At 68.6% G+C, this 21524-nt stretch carries 19 protein-coding genes; 12 read left to right on the forward strand and 7 right to left on the reverse strand.

Features of this window, described 5'->3' with window-relative positions:
* Window positions 1-15: 15 nt before the first annotated feature.
* The 5 genes from D7006_RS17035 to D7006_RS17060 form a co-directional block, all read right to left on the reverse strand.
* Window positions 16-1080, reverse strand: coding sequence for a branched-chain amino acid ABC transporter permease (locus D7006_RS17035; RefSeq protein WP_237353869.1), 1065 nt, complete (start codon window positions 1078-1080; stop codon window positions 16-18).
* A gap of 3 nt (window positions 1081-1083) precedes the next feature.
* Window positions 1084-1974 carry a branched-chain amino acid ABC transporter permease gene (locus tag D7006_RS17040; RefSeq protein WP_237353870.1) on the reverse strand — a complete coding sequence of 297 codons (891 nt, stop codon included), beginning with the start codon at window positions 1972-1974 and terminating at the stop codon, window positions 1084-1086.
* Between the two features lie 11 nt (window positions 1975-1985).
* Entirely contained in the window at window positions 1986-4232 is a 2247-nt protein-coding gene (locus D7006_RS25430) for an ATP-binding cassette domain-containing protein (RefSeq protein ID WP_371744957.1), read from the reverse strand.
* A gap of 30 nt (window positions 4233-4262) precedes the next feature.
* On the reverse strand, window positions 4263-5066 hold the full coding sequence (locus tag D7006_RS17055) for an ABC transporter ATP-binding protein (protein WP_237353871.1): 804 nt from the start codon (window positions 5064-5066) through the stop codon (window positions 4263-4265).
* A gap of 94 nt (window positions 5067-5160) precedes the next feature.
* The gene (locus D7006_RS17060; RefSeq protein ID WP_237353872.1) at window positions 5161-6579 is read right to left on the reverse strand and encodes an ABC transporter substrate-binding protein; all 1419 of its coding nucleotides are present in this window, start codon (window positions 6577-6579) and stop codon (window positions 5161-5163) included.
* A 207-nt stretch (window positions 6580-6786) separates the two neighbouring features.
* On the opposite strand from D7006_RS17060, the gene D7006_RS17065 reads away from it, so the two are divergent.
* The 8 genes from D7006_RS17065 to D7006_RS17100 all read left to right on the forward strand — a co-directional run bounded on the left by D7006_RS17065 (window position 6787) and on the right by D7006_RS17100 (window position 15208).
* Window positions 6787-7932 carry a phosphotransferase family protein gene (locus D7006_RS17065; RefSeq protein WP_237353873.1) on the forward strand — a complete coding sequence of 382 codons (1146 nt, stop codon included), beginning with the start codon at window positions 6787-6789 and terminating at the stop codon, window positions 7930-7932.
* An 11-nt stretch (window positions 7933-7943) separates the two neighbouring features.
* Window positions 7944-9149, forward strand: a complete 1206-nt coding sequence (locus D7006_RS17070) for an acyl-CoA dehydrogenase family protein (RefSeq protein WP_237353874.1) — start codon at window positions 7944-7946, stop codon at window positions 9147-9149.
* Window positions 9149-9940, forward strand: a complete 792-nt coding sequence (locus D7006_RS17075) for an SDR family NAD(P)-dependent oxidoreductase (protein WP_237353875.1) — start codon at window positions 9149-9151, stop codon at window positions 9938-9940. Before D7006_RS17070 ends, D7006_RS17075 begins: the two co-directional genes overlap by 1 nt.
* A 15-nt stretch (window positions 9941-9955) precedes the next feature.
* Window positions 9956-11170, forward strand: coding sequence for a CaiB/BaiF CoA-transferase family protein (locus tag D7006_RS17080; protein ID WP_237353876.1), 1215 nt, complete (start codon window positions 9956-9958; stop codon window positions 11168-11170).
* 52 nt (window positions 11171-11222) lie between these two features.
* Window positions 11223-12908, forward strand: coding sequence for an acyl-CoA synthetase (locus D7006_RS17085; RefSeq protein WP_237353877.1), 1686 nt, complete (start codon window positions 11223-11225; stop codon window positions 12906-12908).
* The gene (locus tag D7006_RS17090; protein ID WP_169123062.1) at window positions 12892-13629 is read left to right on the forward strand and encodes a FadR/GntR family transcriptional regulator; all 738 of its coding nucleotides are present in this window, start codon (window positions 12892-12894) and stop codon (window positions 13627-13629) included. Before D7006_RS17085 ends, D7006_RS17090 begins: the two co-directional genes overlap by 17 nt.
* Window positions 13626-14345 (forward strand): nitroreductase, encoded by a 720-nt coding sequence (locus D7006_RS17095; RefSeq protein WP_237353878.1) that lies wholly within the window; start codon window positions 13626-13628, stop codon window positions 14343-14345. Before D7006_RS17090 ends, D7006_RS17095 begins: the two co-directional genes overlap by 4 nt.
* A gap of 101 nt (window positions 14346-14446) precedes the next feature.
* Window positions 14447-15208 (forward strand): SDR family NAD(P)-dependent oxidoreductase, encoded by a 762-nt coding sequence (locus D7006_RS17100; protein ID WP_237356940.1) that lies wholly within the window; start codon window positions 14447-14449, stop codon window positions 15206-15208.
* Between the two features lie 69 nt (window positions 15209-15277).
* On the opposite strand, the gene D7006_RS17105 is transcribed toward D7006_RS17100, so the two are convergent.
* A complete protein-coding gene (locus D7006_RS17105) occupies window positions 15278-16006 on the reverse strand; it encodes a TetR/AcrR family transcriptional regulator (RefSeq protein WP_237353879.1) in 729 nt (242 codons plus the stop codon).
* A gap of 174 nt (window positions 16007-16180) precedes the next feature.
* Between D7006_RS17105 and D7006_RS17110 the strand changes: the two genes are divergently transcribed.
* From D7006_RS17110 to D7006_RS17125, 4 genes are all read left to right on the forward strand, one after another.
* Window positions 16181-16954: a cyclase family protein gene (locus D7006_RS17110; RefSeq protein WP_169123066.1), complete on the forward strand. Its 774-nt coding sequence runs from the start codon at window positions 16181-16183 to the stop codon at window positions 16952-16954.
* Window positions 16955-17031: 77 nt separating this feature from the next.
* Window positions 17032-17904, forward strand: a complete 873-nt coding sequence (locus D7006_RS17115) for a 3-keto-5-aminohexanoate cleavage protein (RefSeq protein ID WP_237356941.1) — start codon at window positions 17032-17034, stop codon at window positions 17902-17904.
* Window positions 17905-17920: 16 nt separating this feature from the next.
* Window positions 17921-18937: an SMP-30/gluconolactonase/LRE family protein gene (locus D7006_RS17120; RefSeq protein ID WP_237353880.1), complete on the forward strand. Its 1017-nt coding sequence runs from the start codon at window positions 17921-17923 to the stop codon at window positions 18935-18937.
* A 37-nt stretch (window positions 18938-18974) separates the two neighbouring features.
* Window positions 18975-20210, forward strand: coding sequence for an ABC transporter substrate-binding protein (locus tag D7006_RS17125; protein ID WP_229643699.1), 1236 nt, complete (start codon window positions 18975-18977; stop codon window positions 20208-20210).
* Window positions 20211-20265: 55 nt separating this feature from the next.
* On the opposite strand, the gene D7006_RS17130 is transcribed toward D7006_RS17125, so the two are convergent.
* Window positions 20266-21462: an ABC transporter substrate-binding protein gene (locus tag D7006_RS17130; RefSeq protein WP_229646933.1), complete on the reverse strand. Its 1197-nt coding sequence runs from the start codon at window positions 21460-21462 to the stop codon at window positions 20266-20268.
* Between the last annotated feature and the right edge of the window lie 62 nt (window positions 21463-21524).

Consider the following 21524-nt stretch of genomic DNA (forward strand, 5'->3'; position numbering starts at 1 on the left):
TCCGCTGGGCGGATTTCAATAGGGCAGCGGCCAGCGGCGCAGGCGATCCTTCGCCTTCACGGCGAGACGGGCGAGGCCGCTCGGCTCGATGATGAGGAAGGCGACGATGAGCGCGCCGAAGATCATCAGCTCCAGATTGGCCAGGACGTCGGGCTTCAGGGCCTCGCCGAACAGGGTCGCGGCGTTGGCGATGGCCACCGGCAGGAGCACGATGAAGGCCGCCCCGAGGAAGGAGCCGAGGATGGAGCCGAGGCCGCCGATGATGACCATGAACAGGATCTGGAACGAGCGATGCAGCGAGAAGGCCTCGATCTCCACATTGCCGAGATAGAGGAACGCCCAGAGCGCGCCGGCCACCCCGCAATAGAAGCCGGAGACTGCGAAGGCGGTGAGCTTGGCGCGGGTGGTGTCGACCCCGGTCAGTTCCGCAGCCGTCTCGTGGTCGCGCACCGCCATCAGGGCGCGGCCGGCGGAGGAGCGGATGAGGTTCTTCGCCACGAAAGCCAGGGCGACGACCGTCACAAAGGCGACGAGGTAGCGGGACGGCACGGACGAGAAGCCGAAGCCGAATAAAAAGAGCGTCGGGGTGGAGACGACGCCGGAGGGGGTGTTCAGCACCAGCCACGGAATGTGGGTGCAGATCCATTCGATGAAGAACTGGGCGGCGAGCGTCGCCACCGCCACGTAGAAGCCGCGGATGCGCAGGCTCAGGAGGCCGAAGGCGAGCCCCACGGCGCCCGCCACCATCCCCGCCAGCACGAAGGAGACCGGGAACGGCAGCCACGGCAAGCGGATGACGAGGTTCACCGCCGCATAGGCCCCCACCGCCATGAAGGCGCCCGAGCCCAGCGAGAGCTGGCCGGCATAGCCGGTGAGGATGTTGAGCCCGATCGCCGCGAGCGACAGGATGAGGCATGGCAGGAGGATGGAGCCGAGCCAGTAGGGCCCGGCCACGAACGGCACCACGAGCGCGCCCACGGCCATGAGGGCCACCACCGCCCAGCGGTCGAGGGCCACGGGGAAGATGGCCTGCTCCTCGCCATAGGACGTCTTCAGCGCGCCGGCGTCACGGTGGAACATGGGTCAGACCCTCGCGATGCGCGCCGCGCCGAACAGGCCGGCGGGGCGGATGAGCAGGACGGCGATGGCGAGTGCGTACGGGAACCAGTTCTCGATGCCGCCGCCGACGAAGGGCCCGAGATAGATCTCGGCGAGCTTCTCGCTGACCCCGATCACCAGCCCCGCCACGATGGCGCCAGCGATGGAGTTGAACCCACCGAGGATCATCACCGGCAGCGCCTTGAGCGCCACCAGCGTCAGCGCGAACTGCACGCCGAGCCGCGCGCCCCAGACCAGACCCGCGACAAGCGCAATGAAGCCCGCGGCGCCCCACACCACGGCCCAGATGAAGCCGAGCGGCACGCCCGCCACCTGCGCCGCCTGGGTGTCGTCGGCCACCGCCCGCAGCGCGCGCCCGACCTTGGTGTAGGAGAAGAAGGCTGACAGCACCGCCACCAGCACCGCGGCCATGGCCGCAGCGGAGAGGTCGAACTGCGAGATGAGGATGCCGCCGATCTCGATCGGCTCGTCGGAGATGCCGAGGTCGAGCCCGCGCACCTTGGTGCCCCAGATCAATTGGGCGAAGCCCTCCAGGAAGATGGAGAGGCCAATGGTGGCCATGAACAGGATCATGTGGTCCTGCCCGACGAGGGGGCGCAGCACCGTGCGCTCGATGGCCACCGCCAGCGCCAGCATGGCGGCGAGCGCGAGCAGGAAGGCGGCCCACATGGGCAGGCCGAATTCCAGGAAGCCGACGAAGGTGAGCGCGGCGAACAGCACCATGGCGCCCTGAGCGAAGTTGAACACGCCCGAGGCCTTGAAGATGAGCACGAAGCCCAAGGCCACCAGCGTGTACATCACGCCGGACAGGAGGCCGCCCACCACCACTTCGATAAAGAAGGAAAAGTCGCCCATGGTATTCTCCCTCAGGCGGCTTCGCCGAGGGCGGCGGAGCCGAGATAGGCGGCGATGACTTGGGGATCGGCACGAACCACATCGGGCGTGCCATCGGCGATCTTGCGGCCGTAATTGAGGACCGCGACGCGATCGGAGAGGCCCATCACCACGCCGATGTCATGCTCGATGATGAGGATGGTGGTGCCGAAGCTCTCATTGACCCGGCGGATGAAGCCGCACATGTCGCGCTTCTCCTCGTGGGTCATGCCGGCCATGGGCTCGTCGAGCAGCAGCAGGCGCGGCTCGGTGGCGAGCGCGCGGGCCAGCTCCACCCGCTTCTGGATGCCGTAGGGCAGGCTGGCGACCGGCGCCTGGCGCAGATGCTCCAGCTCCAGGAAGGCGAGGATGCGCTCCGCAGCCTCCCGCTCGCGCCGCTCTTCCGCAGACGTGGAAGGCAGGCGCAGCAGCTTGCCAAGCAGCGAGCCCTCGAAGCGCGCGGCGCGGCCCACCAGAACGTTGTCGATCACGTTCATGCCCTTGAACAGGGAGACGTGCTGGAACGTGCGGCCGATGCCCGAGCGTGCGGCAAAGGCCGGGCGCATGCGGGCGCGTTCCTTGCCGGCGAAGGTGATGGTTCCCGAGCGCGGGTGGTAGACGCCGTTGATGACGTTCAGCAGCGAGGTCTTCCCCGCCCCGTTCGGCCCGATGATGGAGAGGATCTCCCCTTCATGGATGGCGAGGGACACGTCGGTGAGCGCCTTCACCCCGCCGAAGGCGACGGCGACGCCGCTGACCTGCATGAGCACGGATCCGCGCGAGCGGGCTGAGCGCTCGGTCGGCCGTGCCTGCGTCTCGCGGCCGGCCGGGGCGAACGGAGCGTCACGCACCTCGCCCTCCAGCGTCAGCTCCTGCGGACCGAAGCCGTCGGCGGCGAGGTCGAAGGTCCGAATGGCTAGAGACGTTCCGGGGAATTCCCCGGCCAGCCGTGCATTCACCCGCTCCACCGCCGCCGATGCATGGCTCTGGGCCGTCGCGGTGTCCTCCGCGTCCGCGGCGGACGGCGCGAGCGCGATCCGGGCACTGAGGCCGCCGGGGACGCGCGTGACGCGGGCGCGATCAATGACGGCCTCGCTCCGGAGCGCGGCTTCGACGGACCGGAGCAGATGGGGGTCGTCGGCCGCGGCGACGGCGTGGGAACGGAGGCTGCCGTCATCGGCGAGGGCAAGATCCGCGTCGAGCGGCACCCCGTAGGACGCGAGGCGGCCGACGGTTGTGGGGTCCAGAATGCCGGAGGTGACAAAGGCCAGGCGGCAGGCGCCGAGGCCAAGGGTGTTGCGCAGCGGCGCCCCGAAGGCGAGACCCGTGCCCGGCAGCCTCTTCTCATTCGCCCGCGCGAGGGCGCGCACCAGCGGCCCGCCCGCGGACAGGCGAACGCCAGCGTCCCTCACCAGAAGCTCGAACACGCGCGCCGGCGCGGCCAGCACGGTGGGCGCCACCTCCTTCAGATCGTTGGGGAAACTCGCCGGCCCCTCCACGCAATGGAGGGAGCAGCCCGAGAGAAGCGGTTGCACCAGGCTGCCGGCGGCGTCGGCTATGCCCGAGGCGGGCAGAAACGCCATGAGCCGGTCGGAGGGAGAAAGCTGCAGGCGGGACATGGCCGCCGCGCCGGCGTCGAGGAGACGCCGGTGGGTAAGCGCCAGCGGGCGGGGCGGCCCGTCCACGCCGGCAGTGTGGAGAATGAGGGCGGTTCGGCTTCCCTCAACCGTGGCGGTCCGCCAGGCGTACCAGGCCACGGCCTCGTCCTGGGCGGCCTCCGGCGATGGCGCACATTCGTCGAGACGCAGCGCGATGGCGGGCGAGCGGCTGGCAGTGCGCCACGCGCGGGCGGCCTCCTCATTCTCGCAGAGGACGAGGGCGGGATCGGCCGCAGGCGAACCGAAGCGGCGCAGGAATTCCGGGCCCACCGGCATCACCGCGGCGCCGAGGCCCTGCGCGGCAAGGGCTGCGGCGTAGAGCTCCGGCCGGTTCTCGCCGACAGTCATGAGCAGGCCTTCGCCGGTGAAGCCTGCACCATCGAGAAGCCGGGCCATGGCGGCGGTACGGGCGAGATACTCGGCGAACGTCCAGGTGCGCCAGATGCCGCCCACCTTGTGGCGCAGGGCCGGGTGCGCGGCATGGCGCCGGGCGGCGGCGATCAGGGCACCGGGCAGCGTGTTTGCGGGGCAAGGATCGGCCCGTTCCGCGGCGCCGGAGGCATGGTCGAAGGCGCGGTTCATGGCAGGAGGAATCCCTTCGTCCATGGAGGATCAGGAGAGCCAGCGCGGGCGACGGCGGGCGGCGAGGCTCGCCCCGTCCGCTTCGGCGGAGGCATCGAGCCCGAGATAGGAGGCGCGGATCTCGGGATCGGCAGCGAGCGCGCGCGCCGGCCCCTCGCGCACCACTCTTCCGCCCTCCACGAGATAGCCGTAGGTGGCGTAGCGCAGCGCTACGGCGGCGTTCTGCTCCGCGAGGAGGAAGGTCACCCCGGCTTCGGCATTCAGCTGCTGCATGATGGAGAAGATCTCCTCCACCAGAAGCGGTGCGAGGCCCATGGAGGGCTCGTCGAGCAGGATCATGTGCGGCCGGGCCATGAGGGCGCGGCCGATGACGCACATCTGCTGCTCGCCGCCGGAGAGGAGGCCGGCCGGCTGATGCCGCCGCTCCTTCAGGCGGGGAAAGGTGCTGTAGACGCGTTCGAGACTCTCGGCGACCGCGCCGTCGCGGCGGGAATAGGCGCCGACCTTCAGATTGTCCTCGACCGACAGGGTGGGGAAGGCATGGCGGCCCTCCATCACCAGAGAGAGGCCACGGCGGGCGAGGTCGGACGGGTCGAGCCCGTCGATGCGCGCGCCGTCATAGTGGATGGCGCCCTTCGTCACCTCGCCGCGCTCGGATCGCAGCAGGTTGGCGATGGCCTTCATGGTGGTGGTCTTGCCCGCCCCGTTGGCGCCCAGCAGGGCGACGATGCCGCCCCGGGGAACGCTGAGCGTGAGCCCGCGCAGCACGAGGGCCAGACGGGAATACATCACCTCGATGCCGGCGACGGACAGCAAGGGGCCTTGCGCGCTCATGGCGTGCCTCTCCCAAGGGGTGGCTCCGGCGCCGGGGGCAGAACGCCCCGGCGCGCGGCAGGTCACGGATCAGGGCAGAACGGGGCCTGCGAGGTCAGTTCGTCTCGCCGGCGCAGTCGCGGGGCGTGATGCCCTTTTCCTTGGCGAACTGGGCGGCGGACGCCTCGATGAGCGGCCGGACCATGGACTGGTCGGACTTGATCCAGTCGGAGATCATCACCCACTTGGCGCCGTCCCATTGCTGGAAGCGGATGGCACCATCGCCCTCGTGGTCGGCGCAGGTGACCTTGATCTCCGGCATCAGGCCCTCGAGGCCGAGCTGCTTGATGCGCTCGCTGGTCATCACCAGATGCTCGAGCCCCCAGCGCACCTCGTCACCGGTGAGGGGACGATTGCCGAACTTCTTCATGGCGGTGCGCATGGCTTCCGTCACCGCCACGCCGTGGAGCACGCCACGGACATAATAGACGGAGCCGATGCGGTTCTCCTCCACATTGCCCTGCCCCTTGGCGTAGACGTACTTCTTGATGTCCTCGAACACCGGATAGTTCGGCCCGGTGGCGTGGAACTGAGCGGTGATGAAGCCCTTGGCCGCATCGCCCGCCGGCGTTACGTCCTCTTCCGAGCCAGACCACCACCAGCCGATGATGCGGTCGCGGGCGATGCCGGCGCGGGCGGCTTCCTTGATGCCGGTGGGGGTGGCGGCGCCCCAGCCGCGGAACAGCACCCAGTCCGGCCGATACTGGCGCACCTGAAGCCACACGGCGCGCTGGTCGAGGCCGGGCGGCGTGATGGGGAAGGTCGTCACCTCGAAGCCATAGCGCTTGGCCTGGGCGTCGAGAATGGCCTGGGTCTCGCGGCCGGCGGCGAAGTCCATTACCACATTGGCGATCTTCTTGCCCTTCAGCTTCTCCAACCCGCCTTCGCGCTCGGCGATGTAGCGGATGGTTGCGGTGTTCTCGCTCCAGTAATTGGAGATGAGCGGGAAGAAATAGGGGAAGACCCGGCCATCGGAGGAATCGGTCCGCCCGTAGCCGATGGTGACGGAGGGGATCTTGTCCGCCGTCATGCGGTCGATGAGGGCATAGACGCCGCCCGTGCCGGAGGGCGTGAAGGCCGCGGCGCCGGTCGGCCCCTTCGCCTTCTGGCGCTCGTAGCATTCGATCATGCGGTCGGGCTGGTAGCCGGTCTCGCACTCCTCATAGACGAGCTTCACGCCGTTCACGCCACCATCGCGGGCGTTCACCAGCGCGAGATAGTCCGCATAGGCACCGTAGATGCCCGAGCCGCCCGGCGCGTAGGGACCGGTGCGGTAGATGGCGATGGGCACGAACTGCTCCATCGCGGCACCGCCCGTAGCGGCGGGTGCCGCCGTCTGGGCGGCGGCCGGCACGGCGAAACCGAGCGTCGCGACGAAGGCAAGGAGACAGGCCGGCGCGACGGATTTCCGGCGCCGCGAGCTGAAGCATTGAGGCATGGCGTCATCCTCCAGGCCGGAATTCTGGTCCGGCATCTTTATCTGATGATCGGACCATAAATCCAAAATCGCCGCGCCGTCAATCTCCGGATGGAGGCGGCGAATTTTCCAGTCAATTCATTGATTATCATACAAAATTCCGCCACATCCGCCGCTCACAATGGGTGCCTGACGGAAAATTTCCGCTTGACCCCATGATTTCAGTCGGACAATTTAGTCCGACAAAAACGAGGCGACGCGTCCATGGTCGAGGCTGTTCACGTGCTGGAAGGCGAGGGCACCGCAAAGGGGCAAGTCGGCGCGTCCATGCTGGACCCGGCGCCGCCGGCCGGTGTCGCCCTGCGCAGCGTGGCCGAGAGCCGGGCGCTCGATTGGCCGGCGATCGGTCGTCATCTGGCTGCCCACGGCATCGGCTTCGATCCCGCCTTCGTGCCCCGTCAATTCACGGGCGGCCTCGCCAACCTGAACTTTCTCGTGCGCGTGTCGGACGGCTGGGCGGTGCTGCGGCGGCCGCCCGACGGCCCCCTGCCCCCGGGCGCGCACGACATGGCGCGCGAGCACCGCATCCTTTCGAATCTCTGGCGGGAGCTGCCCCTCGCCCCGCGCAGCCTGCACCTGTGCGCCGACGCCAGCGTCGCCGGCGCGCCGTTCCAGGTGATGGAGTTTCGCCCCGGCATCGCCCTGCGCGGCGACAGCCTGGCGCCCTTCCCGGCAACCGCCGCCACCGGCGCGGACCTCTCGCACAAGCTGGTCGAGACATTGGCTGCCATCCACGCGGTGGACCCGGCGCGGATCGACCTGTCCGATCTCGGCCGCCCCGCTGGCTTCTTCGCCCGCACAGCCGCAGGCTGGATCGGCCGCGCCGAGCGGGTGGCGCAGGGCGCGCTCTCCCCGGCCGCCCGCGCCGTCGCCGGCTGGCTCGCCGCAGCAGAGGTGCGGGACGCGACGGCGCCGACCCTTCTCCATAACGATTTCAAGCTCGACAACGTGCTGCTGGATCCCGCCACCCGCGCCCCCGTCGCCGTGGTGGACTGGGACATGGGCACCCGTGGCGACCCACTGTTCGACCTCGCGACGCTGCTCAGCTACTGGACCGAGGCCGGCGACCCGCCGTGCATGCACGAGCTGGCGCAGATGCCCACGGCCCGCCCCGGCTTCCTGACGCGGGCCGAAGCGGCGGATGCCTATGCCCGCGCCACCGGCCGGGACCTGTCCCAGCTGAAGGTCTACCGCGTGCTCACCATGCTGAAGCTCGGCGTGGTGTTCCACCAGCTCCACGCGCGGCACCTCGCCGGCGAGACGGCGGACCCGCGCTATGCCGGCTTCGGCACGCTCGCCGAAGCGCTGTTCGATTTCACCCTCGACATCATCAACGACAAGACCTTCTGAAGGCGAGGCCCATGGATTTCGCGCTCCCCCCCGATCTCGCCGCGCTGGAGGCCCGCACGGCGGCCTTCGTGCGCGACGAGGTTCTGCCCTTCGAGGCCGACCCGCGCCGCACCGCCCACGGCCCCACCGACGATTTGCGCCGTGATCTGGTGGCGAAGGCGCGCACGGTCGGACTGCTGAGCCCGCACGTGCCGAAGGCGTGGGGCGGGCTCGGCCTCTCCCACCTCGGCAAGGCCGTGGTGTTCGAGGCGGCGGGCTATTCCATGCTCGGCCCCATCGCGCTCGCCATCGCCGCGCCGGACGAGGGCAACATGCACCTTCTCGCCGAAGTGGCGAGCGAAGCGCAGAAAGCCCGCTACCTCGCCCCCATGGCGGCTGGCGAGACGCGCTCCTGCTTCCTCATGACCGAGCCGCATCCCGGCGCCGGAGCGGACCCGTCCTTGCTCAAGACAACCGCGGTGAAGGACGGCGACCACTTCGTCATCAACGGCCTCAAATGGCTCATCACCGGGGCCGAGGGCGCGGCCTTCGCCATCATCATGGCACGGACCCTCGTGGACGGGCGGGACGTGGGCGCCACCATGTTCCTCGCCGACCTGCCGGCCGAGGGCGTGCGCATCGTGCGGGCGCTCGACACGCTGGACAGCTCCTTCACCGGGGGCCATGCGGAAGTGGCGCTGGAAAATCTGCGCGTTCCCGCGTCCGACGTGCTCGGTGCCGTGGGCGAGGGCTTCCGCCATGCGCAGGCGCGGCTCGTGCCGGCGCGGCTCACCCACTGCATGCGCTGGCTCGGCGCCGCGCGCCGCGCCCACGACATCGCCACCGAATATGCGGGCCGGCGCGAGGCGTTCGGCGGCACGCTCCTGTCCCATGAGGGCGTCGGCTTCATGCTGGCCGACAACGAGATCGATCTCCACACCACCCGCCTCGCCATCCGCCACGCCGCATGGCTGCTGGACAAAGGCGAAAAGGCGAACGTGGAAAGCTCCATGGTGAAGGTGTTCGCCTCCGAAGCCATCTTCCGCATCGTGGACCGGTCGCTTCAGGTGCTAGGCGGCCTCGGCATGACGCGCGACACGGAGGTGGAGCGCATCTTCCGCGACGTGCGCGGGTTCCGCATCTATGACGGCCCCTCCGAGGTCCACCGCTGGAACATCGCGCGCCGGCTCGCCCGTGGCGCGGCCGTGAAGGCCCTGCCGGAAGGGAGGGCCGCGTGATGGGCCTCGCCCTTCCCCTGCCCCATCCCGCGCCCATGCCCGGCCTTGCCGGCAAGATCGTCATCGTCACCGGCGGCGGGCGGGGCCTCGGCCGCGCCGTAGCGGAGGGCTTTGCCGCCGCCGACGCCCATGTGGTGCTCACCGGCCGCAGCGCCGAGACGCTGGCCGAGGCCGCCGCCGCGATCGCCACGCAGGGCGGATCGGCCGAAGGCATCGCTGCCGATGTGGCCAGCGAAACGGACGTCGAGGCGCTGGCCCGCTCCGTGGTGGAGCGCCACGGCCGCATCGACGTGCTCGTCAACAATGCCGGCATCAACCCCTGGTACAAGACCGCCGAGGACACGAGCCTCGACGAGTGGCGGCAGGTGGTGGACACCAACCTCACCGGCGTGTTCCTCGCCGCCCGCGCGGCAGGCCGGGTAATGCTGGCCCAGGGCGAAGGCGCCATCGTCAACATCACCTCGGTCGCCGGCCGGGTGGGACTGGCGCGCACCACCGCCTATTGCGCCGCCAAGGGCGGGGTGGAGCTGATGACCCGCCAGCTCGCGCTCGAATGGGCGAAGAAGGGCGTGCGGGTGAATGCCGTCGGCCCCGGCTATTTTGAAACCGAGCTGACCGAAGGCATGCGCCAGAACCCCAAGCTCGCCGAGCGCGTCACCGGCCGCACGCCCATGGGCCGCTTCGGCCATCCGCAGGAGCTGGTCGGCGCCTGCCTGTTCCTCGCCTCGCCCGCGGCCTCCTACATCACCGGCGCCTCGCTGGCGGTGGACGGCGGCTGGACCGCCGCCTGATCCGAAAGACCAGAGATGAACGCCCTGACGCCCACATCCACACCGAGCTCCACCCCCTTGGCCCTCGCCGGCCTCAAGGTGCTGGACCTCACCCGCCTGCTGCCGGGCGCCTTCTGCTCGCTGATGCTGGCCGACCTCGGGGCCGACGTGCTCAAGATCGAGCAGCCGGAGGGCGGCGACTACAACCGCACCTTCCCGCCGCTGAACCGGGCGGAATCCGGCTCCTTCCTGCTGCTCAACCGCAACAAGAAGAGCCTGACGCTGAACCTCAAGTCGGAAGAGGGCCGTGCCATCCTCCTCAAGCTGGTGAAGGATGCGGACGTGCTGCTGGAGGGCTTCCGCCCCGGCGTCATGGACCGCCTCGGCCTCGGCTATGACACGCTGGCCGAGATCAATCCGCGCCTCGTCTATTGCGCCATCTCCGGTTATGGGCAGGACGGGCCGAGCCGGCTCAAGCCGGGGCACGACCTCAATTACCTCGCCGAAGCCGGCGCGTTGCAACTGTTCGGCAAGGCGGGCGAAGGCCCCATCGTGCCGGGGCTCTCCATCGCCGATGTGGGCGGCGGCTCGCTCATGGCCTCCACGGGAATCCTCGCCGCACTGCTGGCGCGGGCGACCACCGGGCGCGGGCAGTTCGTGGACGTGTCCATGCATGACGGCGCCATGTCCTGGCTGTCCCTGCACGGCGCCGATCATCTCTTCGCCGGCATCGAGCCGAAGGGCGGCGAGCGGCCCTTCATCGGGCAGGCGCCCTGCTACAACGTCTATGCCTGCGCCGACGGGAAGCACGTCGCGCTGGGCCTTATCGAGACGCATTTCTGGCACCGCTTCTGCGACGCCGTGGGCCTGCCCGCGCTGAAGGACGAGCAGTGGCCGGAGGGCGAGCGGGAAGTGGCGCAGAAGGCCACCCTCGCCGAGCTGTTCGCCCGCAAGACGCGCGACGAATGGGTAACAGAGCTTGAAGCCGCCGACATTCCCTTCGGCCCGGTCTTTTCCATGGAGGAGGCGTTCGCCGATCCCCATGCCCGCCACCGGCAGATGCTGATGTCCATGGAGCATCCGGTGGAGGGCACCATTCCCCAGCTCGGCTTTCCGGTGAAATATTCCGGGACGCCCTGCACGCTGCGTTCGCCGCCGCCCCTGCTCGGCGAGCACAATGGCGAGGTGCTGGCGGGCCTCGGCTATGCGCCCGAGGAGATCGCCGCGCTCAAGGCCAGCCGGGCCATCTGAGGCACTACGCGCAAGAGAGCACCAAGAGAGCACAATGCTCCGGGAGGAAACCATGGCCCTCAGCCAGATGGCGCCGACCAAAATGGCGCCCAACATGACCGACTATGCCGAAACCGTCCGCACCTTCCGATGGCAGGTGCCGGAGACGTTCAATTTCGGCGCCGACGTGGTGGATCATTTCGCCCGCACCGCGGACGGGCCCGCCCTCATCTGGGCCAATGCGGCGGGCGAGGAACGGCGCTTCTCCTTCTCGGACATGGCACGACTGACCAGCCGCTTCGCCTCGGCGCTGGCAGCGCGCGGCATCCGGAAGGGGGACCGGGTGCTGGTCATGCTGCCGCGTATTCCGGAATGGCAGGTGGCCATGGTGGGCTGCCTCAAGCTCGGGGCGGTGCCCATCCCGTCCATCGAGATGCTCACCCCCAAGGACATCGAATATCGTGTGCGCCATGCCGGCGTGCGGGCCGTGGTGGCGCGGGCCGAGCACGCACCGAAGTTCGCCAACGTGATGGGAGAGGTCCCGGTGCGCCTCGCGCTGACAGGCCCCCTTGGAGGCGCGCCCGGGTTCGAGCCGCTGGAAGAGGCGCTGGCCTCCGGCGACGAGGCTTTCGCGCCGGTGACCGTCAGGGCCGACGACCCGGCCGTCCTCTATTACACCTCCGGCTCCACCGGCCAGCCGAAGGGGGTGCTCCACGCCTCCCGCGGGCTCTATGCGTGGCGTGGTTCGGCCGTCTGCTGGCTGGATCTTCGTCCCGGCGACACCATCTGGTGCACGGCCGACACCGGCTGGAGCAAGGCCGGCACCTCCATCCTGTTCGGCCCGTGGAGCTGCGGGACGGCCAGCTTCTTCTACGACGGCCCGTTCGACCCCAAGGAGCGCCTGCGGCTGCTGGAGCGCTACGGCATCACCGTCTATTGCGCGCCGGGCACCGAGCTTTTCCGGGTGGTGGATGCCGGCGTCGCCGAGCACGACCTCTCGCGCCTGCGCCACACCGTCTCCTCCGGCGAGACGCTCAACCCCGCGGTCGCGGCGCGCTGGCAGACGGCGACAGGCATCCCCATCCTCGAAGCCTACGGCCAGACCGAGACGCTGATGACGCTGCTCAATTATCCCTGCGTCGCCCCGCGCGAGGGCTCCATGGGCAAGCCCCTGCCGGGCCTCGATCTCGCCGTTATCGACGGCGCGGGCAACCGCCTGCCGCCCGGCGTTGAGGGCGATATCGCCCTGCTCACCCCCAACCCGCAGATGATGCTCGGTTATCTCGACGAGCCCGAGCGCACCGCCAGCGCCCATGTGGACGGGCCGGAGGGGCGGTGGTTCGTCACCGGCGACCTCGGAATGGTGGATGCGGACGGCTATTTCTACCATCGTGGCCGCAATGACGACGTCATCAATTCTGCCGGCTACCGCATCGGCCCCTCCGAGGTGGAGAACGCCCTGCTCGACCATCCGGCGGTGCAGGAATGCGCGGCAGTGGCGGCGCCCCACCCGGAGCGCGGCGAGATCGTGAAGGCCTTCGTGGTGCTGCGCGCGGGGCTCACCGGCGACAACGCCCTCGCCAGCGCCTTGCAGGATCACGTGAAGCGTGTCACCGCTCCCTATAAATATCCCCGCGCCATCGAGTTTCTCGGCGAGCTGCCGAAGACCATGACCGGGAAAGTGCAACGCAAGGTGCTGCGCGACCTGGAGAAGGCCCGCGCCGCCGAGAGGATGGTTCCTGATGTCGCTCGCGCTTGATCCGGTGCAGGTGGAGCCTGCCTTCCGTCTCGTCGCCCGCACCATCGAGGACAAGATCCTGGCCGGCGAAATCGCGCCGGGGGATCTGCTGCCCTCAGAGGCGGGGCTGGCCGAGAAGCTGGGCGTGAACCGCTCCACCATCCGCGAAGCCATCCGCGTGCTGGAGCAGAACGGCTTCGTCAGGCGCGAGGCGGGGCGGAAGAAGCTCTATGCCTCCATCCCCCAGTCCGGCGACATTTCCCGTCGGCTCACGGCGGCGATGGTGCTGCATCAGGTGACGTTCGAGGAATTGTGGGAGGCGATGTACGCCATCGAGCCCGCCGCGGCCGCCTCCGCCGCCCAGCGCAGCGATGCGGCCGACCTTGAAGACCTGGAGCGCAATCTCGAGGAGACGCGCAAGGCGCTGAAGGATTCCACCAGCCTCACCGCCCTCGACATCGAGTTCCACGATTTGGTCGCCCGCGCCACCCGCAACCGGGCCATCCAGATGGCAAGGCTGCCGATCTCCGAGCTGTTCTATCCGCCCTTCCTGAAGGTGATGTCGCGCCTCAATGCCGGCGAGCGCCTGCTGGTGGCCCATGAGGCGATCTTCGCGGCGGTCCGCGATCACGACGAGAAGCGCGCGCGGGACTGGATGGAGAAGCACATCCTGGACTTCAAGCGCGGCTACGAGCTCGCCAATCTCGACATGGCCACGCCCGTGGATATGCCCGAAAAATGAGTGCGCCCGCCCCCTCCCCCGCTTCTGTCACCTCCGGCGTCATCTCCGCCGAGGAGGCCATCCGCTCGCGCCGCTCCATCCGCGCCTTCCTGCCGAAGCCGGTCGGCGACGAGACCGTCGCGGCCATACTGGAGCTTGCGGCCCGCGCGCCCTCCGGCACCAACATCCAACCGTGGCAGGTGCTGGTGCTGCGGGGTGAACCGCTCGCGGCTCTGACGCGTGAACTCCACGCCCTCTCCCTCGCCGGCGATCCCGGCACGGAGGAATTTGCCTATTACCCGCGGCAATGGCGCGAGCCCTATCTCTCCCGCCGCCGCAAGGTGGGGTGGGATCTCTATGGCACGCTCGGCATCGCCAAGGGTGACACCGAGCGGATGCGCCACCAGCTCGCCCGCAACTTCCTGTTCTTCGACGCTCCGGTGGGCCTGATCTTCACCATGGACCGGGACATGGAGCGGGGCTCCTGGCTCGACTACGGCATGTTCCTTCAGAACATCATGATCGCCGCGCGGGCGTTCGGCCTCCACACCTGCCCGCAGGCGGCCTTCAACGCCTATGGCGCGGTCATCGCGCGTCGCCTCGCCATTCCCGACACGCAGATGATCGTCTGCAGCATGGCGCTCGGCTTCGCCGATCCCGAGGCCCCGGAGAACACCTTCACCACGGTGCGTGAGCCCCTGGAGCGCTTCGCGCGTTTCGTCGACGCCATCGCCTGAGCCACACGCTCAATTTCATCCCCGATCGTTTCGCCCGTCCCGCTGCCGCAGGGCGATCGCCTGCGCATGTCACCTGCGCCTGTCACATGAATGGGGTCATCGTGGATCTGAAGGACAAGGTTGCCATCGTCACCGGCGCCGCCTCCGGCCTCGGCAATGCCACCGCGCGCCGCCTCTCCGGCCTCGGCGCCCGCCTCGCCTTGGTGGACTTGCAGGAGGCGGGCATGTCGGCCCTCGCGCAAGAAACCGGGGCGCTCGCCCTCGCCTGCGATGTCGCCGACGGCGCGGCGTCCGAGGCCGCCTTCGCCCGGATCCTGTCGGAACGCGGCTGTCCCCACCTGCTGGTGAACTGTGCCGGCATCGCCCCCGGGGCCCGGATCGTGGAGAAGGGGGGGCCGGGCTCCCTCAGCGAGTTCGAGCGCATCGTCCGCGTCAATCTCACGGGCACCTACAACTGGCTCCGTCTCGCCGCCGCCGCCATGGTGGAGAATGCGCCGGATGACGAGGGCCAGCGCGGCGTCATCATCAACACGGCATCCGTCGCCGCCTATGAGGGCCAAATCGGCCAGACGGCCTATGCGGCGGCGAAGGGCGGCGTGGCGTCCCTGACCCTGCCGGCTGCCCGCGAGCTGGCGCGCCACGGCATCCGCGTCGCCGCCATCGCGCCCGGCCTGTTCGGCACCCCCATGGTGGAGGCGATGACGCAGGAAGTGCAGGACCGCGTCTTCGAGGTGATCCCGTTCCCCAAGCGTCCCGGCCGGCCGGACGAATTCGCCCGCATGGTCCTCAGCATCGTCGCCAACCCCATGATCAACGGCTCCGTGCTCCGGCTCGACGCCGGGCTGAGGATGCAGGCGCGGTGACGTCGAAGCGTCCGGAGAAGCGCGAAGGGGCAGGCCTCTGGCAGCCGCTCCAGCCACCCGGCCGCCCCTCTATCGCGGTGGCGGGCAGCCGCACATGGCATTGAGGCCGGCCGTGACGAACCGCACGAAATCCTCGAACAGCGCCGGATCGCCCGCCGTCGCCCGGCCGCCGGACAGGCGTTCGATGCGCTTGTCGGCGACGTACATCAGCAGAGCGCCGACGGCATATTCATAGGCCCAGAGCAGCCGGTCGTCCGGGCAACCGGGAAGCGCGACGGCCATGGCCTCCAGGAAGGCGCGGACGAGCGGATCATAGAAGCGCTCAATGGTCTCGGTGGCTTCCGGGCCGGGATCCCACGCGGTGCGGGCGACCAGCAGGGAGAAGCTGTCGCCGCTCGCCGAGCCGTGCAGCCGCACCACCGGCTCCGCCCACGCGGTGACGATCTCGGCGACCCGCCCCTCCCCGGGGCCGCGCGCCCCGATCTCGCGGATGCGGGAAATGCGCTCGTCCAGATTGGCCTGGCGGTGGGCGAAGACGGTGGCGAGCAATTCCGGCTTGCGACCGAAATAATAGCCCACCAGCGCCACCGGCACGCCGGCACGGGCGGCGATGTCGCGCACCGAGACCGCGGCATAGCCCCGTTCGGCAAAGAGAAATTCCGCGCTGGCGAGAATGTCCTGCCGGCGATCGGGCCGCTGCGGGTCGCCGGGCGCGACCGCCGAGCGGCGCGCACCTTTCCCGCGCCCGGACGGCGAGGCGGAGCGCCTGGCGGCAGATGTCTTCTTCGTCGTCTCCATGGGCCTTTTCTAGCGTTGCCGCTGCATCCGCACCAGCCGCGGTGTCACGCGCGAGGCGGCAGGCGCGGCCACCGCTCGCCCTATCTTGTACAACCGTACAATAACCTGTACGACTGTGCAAAACGAAGCCTGCAAGAGCGATGCTCACGCTCGGGGCCGGGAGGACGAGACGCCGTGCCAAGATTCGTTGACATCTCCATTCCGCTGGAAAACGACGTGCCCGCCGACCCGCCCTTCCAGCGGGTCCGCATCGACTATTCCGTCCACACGGAAACCGCGGCCACTCTCTGCGCCGCCTTCCCCGGATTGAAGCCCGAGCAGCTCCCGGACGGCATGGGCTGGGCGGTTGAGACAGCCCATATCTCCACCCACAACGGCACCCATGTGGACGCCCCCTGGCACTATCACCCCACCATGGATGGCGGTGCCCGCGCGATCACCATCGACGAAATCCCGCTCGACTGGTGCTTCCGCCCCGGCGTGAAGCTGGACTTCCGCCACCTGCCCGACGGCCATGTGGTGACGCCCGCCGAGATCGACGCGGAACTCGCCCGCATCGGCCACACGCTGAGCCCCCTCGACATCGTGGTGGCCAACACCGCCGCCGGCACCGCCTATGGCCGGGCAGACTATATCGACAAAGGCTGCGGCTTCGGCCGCGACGCCACGCTCCACCTCGTGAACCAGGGCGTGCGCGTGGTGGGAACGGACGGCTGGAGCTGGGATGCGCCCTTCTCCTTCACCGCCCGCCGCTTCGCCGAGACGGGCGATGCCTCTCTCATCTGGGAAGGCCACAAGGCCGGGCGCGAGAAGGGCTATTGCCAGATCGAGAAGCTCCACAATCTCGAGGCGCTGCCCGCCACCGGCTTCACCATCAGCTGTTTCCCGGTGAAGGTGCGCGCCGCCTCCGCCGGCTGGACGCGGGCCGTCGCCATCCTTCCCGATTGAACGCATTTTCGCGGAGACATGTCTTGAGCAAGGTCATCATCACCTGCGCGGTGACGGGCGGCATTCACACGCCCACAATGTCCGATGCACTGCCCATCACGCCCAACGAGATCGCCGAGCAGGCCATCGCCGCGGCGGAGGCCGGCGCCGCCATCCTGCACCTGCACGCCCGCGATCCCAAGGACGGGCGGCCCACGCCCGATCCCGCCGTGTTCATGGAATTCCTGCCACGCATCAAGCAGGCGACCGATGCGGTGATCAACATCACCACCGGCGGCGGCCTGAACATGACGGTGGAGGATCGCCTCGCCGCGCCGCTGAAGGCTGTGCCGGAAATGTGCTCGCTGAACATGGGCTCCATGAACTTCGCGCTGCATCCCCTCGCGAAGCGCTATTCCAACTGGAAATACGAGTGGGAGGAGCCCTACCTCACCGGTACGAAGGACTTCATCTTCCGCAACACGTTCGGCGACATCGAGCGCATCTACAAGATGCTGGGCGAGGAGCACGGCACCAAGTTCGAGCATGAATGCTACGACGTGGGCCACCTCTACAATCTCGCCCATTGCCTCGACCAGGGCTGGTTCCGTCCGCCGGTGTTCCTGCAGCTGATCTTCGGCATTCTCGGCGGCATCGGGCCGGACATGGACAATCTGATGTTCATGAAGCGCACGGCGGACAAGCTGTTCGGCAAGGACTATCACTGGTCCGTGCTCGCCGCCGGCCGCCACCAGATGCCATTCGCGACGCAGGCGGCCATGATGGGCGGCAATGTGCGGGTGGGGCTGGAGGACAGCCTGTTCATCGGCCGGGGCAAGCTCGCGACCTCGAATGCCGAGCAGGTGGCGAAGATCCGCCGCATCCTGGAAGAACTCGGCCACGAGATCGCCACCCCGGACGAGGCCCGCGCCACCCTCGGCCTCAAGGGCGCCGACAAGGTGAGCTTCTGAAAACCTGAGGAACGCCATGGCAACGCCCAACCCCATCGACGGCTTCGAGGTCGACCCCGCCGCCATCGCCTATGTGGGCGAGGGCCTGCAGCGTCCCGAATGCATCCTCGCCGAGCGCGACGGCTCCCTGTGGAGCGCGGACGCGCGCGGCGGTGTCGTCCACATCCGCCCGGACGGCTCGCAGACTCTGATCGCCCAGAGCGAGGCGACGCATTTCGCCTCCGCCACCGACGAGGAGACGCGCTTCGTCTCCGGCACATTGCCCAACGGCCTCGCCTTCGCCCGAAACGGCGACATTCTCATCTCGAATTTCGGCACCGACCGGCTGGAAGTGATGACCCGCGACGGCCGCTCCCGCGTGCTCGCCGACACCATCGACGGCACGCCCATCGGCAAGGTCAATTTCGTGCTACGCGACAGCCGCGACCGCATCTGGCTCACCATCTCCACCCGCATCAAGAACTGGATGCAGGCCATGAGCCCGAGCGTACGGGACGGCTATGTGGCGCTCTATGAGAACGGCCATCTGCGCATCGTCGCGGACGGCTTCTGCTTCACCAACGAGATCCGCTTCGACGCCAACGAGGAATGGCTCTACGTGGTGGAGACCGGCGGCAAGCGCGTGACGCGCCTTCGGGTCCTGCCCAATGGCGACCTCACCGACCGCGAGACGTTCGGCCCTTCGGACCACGGCGCCTTCATTGATGGCATCGCCTTCGACGCCCATGGCAACCTCTGGGGCACCCATGTGATGACGGACCGCATCTTCGCCATCACCCCGGACGGCGACCTGCGCATCATCCTCGACGACGACCGCGGCAGCGCCGCCGGCAAGGCGCTGATGGCGGCGCTGGAGAAAGATGCCGTGACGCCGGAGCTGATGCTCTCCTGCGGCGGCGCCATCGCCCCCTGGTTCGCCAGCGTCACCTTCGGCGGGCCGGACCTCAGGACCGTCTATGTGGGCAGCCTGCGCGGCACCCGCATTCCCTTCTTCCGTTCACCGGTGGCGGGCCTGCCCATGGTCCACTGGTGACGGCCGACCAATAAAAAGCACGAACGGGAGGACATCCATGACAGCGAAATTCGGCCCCCTCGCCCTGGCCCTGGCGGCGGGACTTGCCGCGGCTCCGGCGGCGGCGGAAATCTCCGGCGGCACGGTGAAGGTGGGCGTGCTCACCGACATGTCCGGCGTCTACTCCGACATCACCGGCAAGGGCTCGGTGATCGCCGCCCAGATGGCCATCGACGACTGCCTGAAGGCGGAATGCGCCGGCATGAAGATCGAGATGATCTCCGCCGACCACCAGAACAAGGCGGACATCGCCTCAGCCACCGCCCGCAAGTGGATCGATCAGGACGGCGTGGACGTGCTCGCCGACATGTCCAACGCTTCCATCCAGCTCGCCATCGCGCCGCTGGTGAAGGAGAAGAACCGCGTCGCGCTCTTCCCCGGCGGCACCGCGCGCCTCACCGGCGATGCGTGCCAGCCCGGCCACGTGGTGCAGTGGATGTGGGACACCTACGTGCAGGTGGCCGGCATCGCCAACCGCCTCACCCAGCCCGGGACGTCCTGGTATCTCGTGACGGCGGATTACGCCCTCGGCCAGCAGCTGGAGGCGGACGCCAAAACTGTGGTGGGCAAGAAGGGCGGCAAGGTGCTCGGCTCCGTGCGCCATCCCTTCCCGGCGGTGGACCTCTCCTCGCCCCTGCTGACCGCGCAAGGCTCGGGGGCCGACATCATCGCCCTCGCCAATGCCGGCAACGACACGGTGACGGGAATCAAGACCGCACGCGAATTCGGCATCACCACCTCGAAGCAGAAGCTCGTGGCCTTCTTCCTCACCGCGCTGGACGTGAAGAGCGTGGGCCTGCCGGTGGCGCAGGGCACGCTCCTCTCCGAAGGCTTCTACTGGGATCTCGACGACGGCACCCGCGCCTTCTCCGAGCGGTTCAAGGCGCAGAACGGCAAGATCCCATCCGCCATCCATGCCGGCGTCTATTCCTCCGTCCTGCATTATCTGAAGTCGGTGGCGGCGACGAAGAGCGATGACGCGGAGACCGTGGTGAAGAAGATGGGCGAGCTGCCCATCAAGGACGATGTCGTGCGCAACGCCAAGCTGAGGCCCGACGGACGCATGGTCCACGATTTCTACGTCTTCGAGGTCAAGTCCCCCGAAGCCTCCAAGGGCGAGTGGGACCTCTACAAGCTGGTCGCCACGCTCCCCGGCGACGAGGCCTTCCGCCCGCTCTCCGAAAGCGCCTGCCCGGCCATCATCGCCGCGCGCGGCGAGAAGAAGGCGAACTGAGCGAAGGGCCGCGCCAGCATGGCGCGGCCCTTTTCCTGCGGCGGCGCGCCGCCTGCTACTTCACCAGCGGGCAGCCGCTGTCCTTGACCGGGATATAGGCCTCGGCGCCGGGCACGGTCTGGAGCAGGGTCAGGTAGTCCCACGGGCCCTTGGACTCGGCCGGCTTCTTCACCTCGAACAGGTACATGTTGTTGAACACGCGCCCGTTCTCGCCGATCTTCGCATCCTTCATCATCATGTCGGTTACGGGCGTGGCGCGCATCTTGGCGGCCACCTTGTCGGCGTCATCCGTGCCGAGGTCCTTCACCGCCTGGAGATAGTGCCGGACGGCGGAATAGACGCCCGCCTGGTTCATGGAGGGCTTGCGGCCGGTCTTCTCCTCGAACTTTTTCGACCACGCGCGGGTCTCGTCGTTCATGTCCCAGTAGAACGAGTTGGACAGGATCAGGCCCTTCGCCACCGGCAGGGTCAGCGCGTGGATGTCGTTGATGTTGAGCAGCAGGCCGGCGAGCGTCTGGCCGCCCTGCGGCAGGCCGAACTCGGTCGCCTGCTTCACCGAATTGATGGTGTCGCCGCCGGCATTGGCGAGGGCCACCACCTTCGCGCCGGAGGCCTGCGCCTGCAGCAGGAAGGAAGAGAAATCGGAGGTCGCGAGGGGCACGCGCACGCCGCCCTTCACGGTGCCGCCCATGGCCTTCACCGTCTTGGACGCCTCCTCCTCCAGCGAATGGCCGAAGGCGTAGTCGGCGGTGATGAAGAACCAGCTCTTGTCGCCCTTGTTCACCAGCGCGCGGGCGGTCGCCGAGGAGACCGAGTGGGTGTCCCACGTCCACATGAAGCCATACGGGCTGCACGCCTTGCCGGTGAGGTCCACCGAGCCGGGGCCGGACATGAGGAAGATGCGCTTGCGCTCCTTGGTGATGGCCTGCACGGCGAGCGCGGCGGCGGAATTGGGCACGTCCGCGATCACGTCCACCTGCTCGGTGTCGATCCACTTGCGGGCGAGGCTCGCCGCCACGTCCGCCTTGTTCTGGTGATCGCCGACGATGATCTCCACCGGCACGCCGTTGATGGCATTGCCGAACTCTTCCGCCGCGAGCCGCGCCGCCTGGGCCGAGCCCTCGCCGTTGATGTCGGAATAGACGCCGGCGAGATCGGACAGGAGCCCGATCTTGATCTTGCCGTCCGACATCTGGGCGAAGGCCGGTCCTGCGAGCCCGGCGACAGCCGTGCCGAGCGCCGCGGCAACCATGATACCCTTCATGCGTATCCTCCCTGCTTTATGTTTGCCTGATCTTTTGCTTGTCTGATCCG

Source organism: Xanthobacter sp. YC-JY1, assembly GCF_021730305.1.
GTDB classification, from domain to species: domain Bacteria; phylum Pseudomonadota; class Alphaproteobacteria; order Rhizobiales; family Xanthobacteraceae; genus Xanthobacter; species Xanthobacter flavus.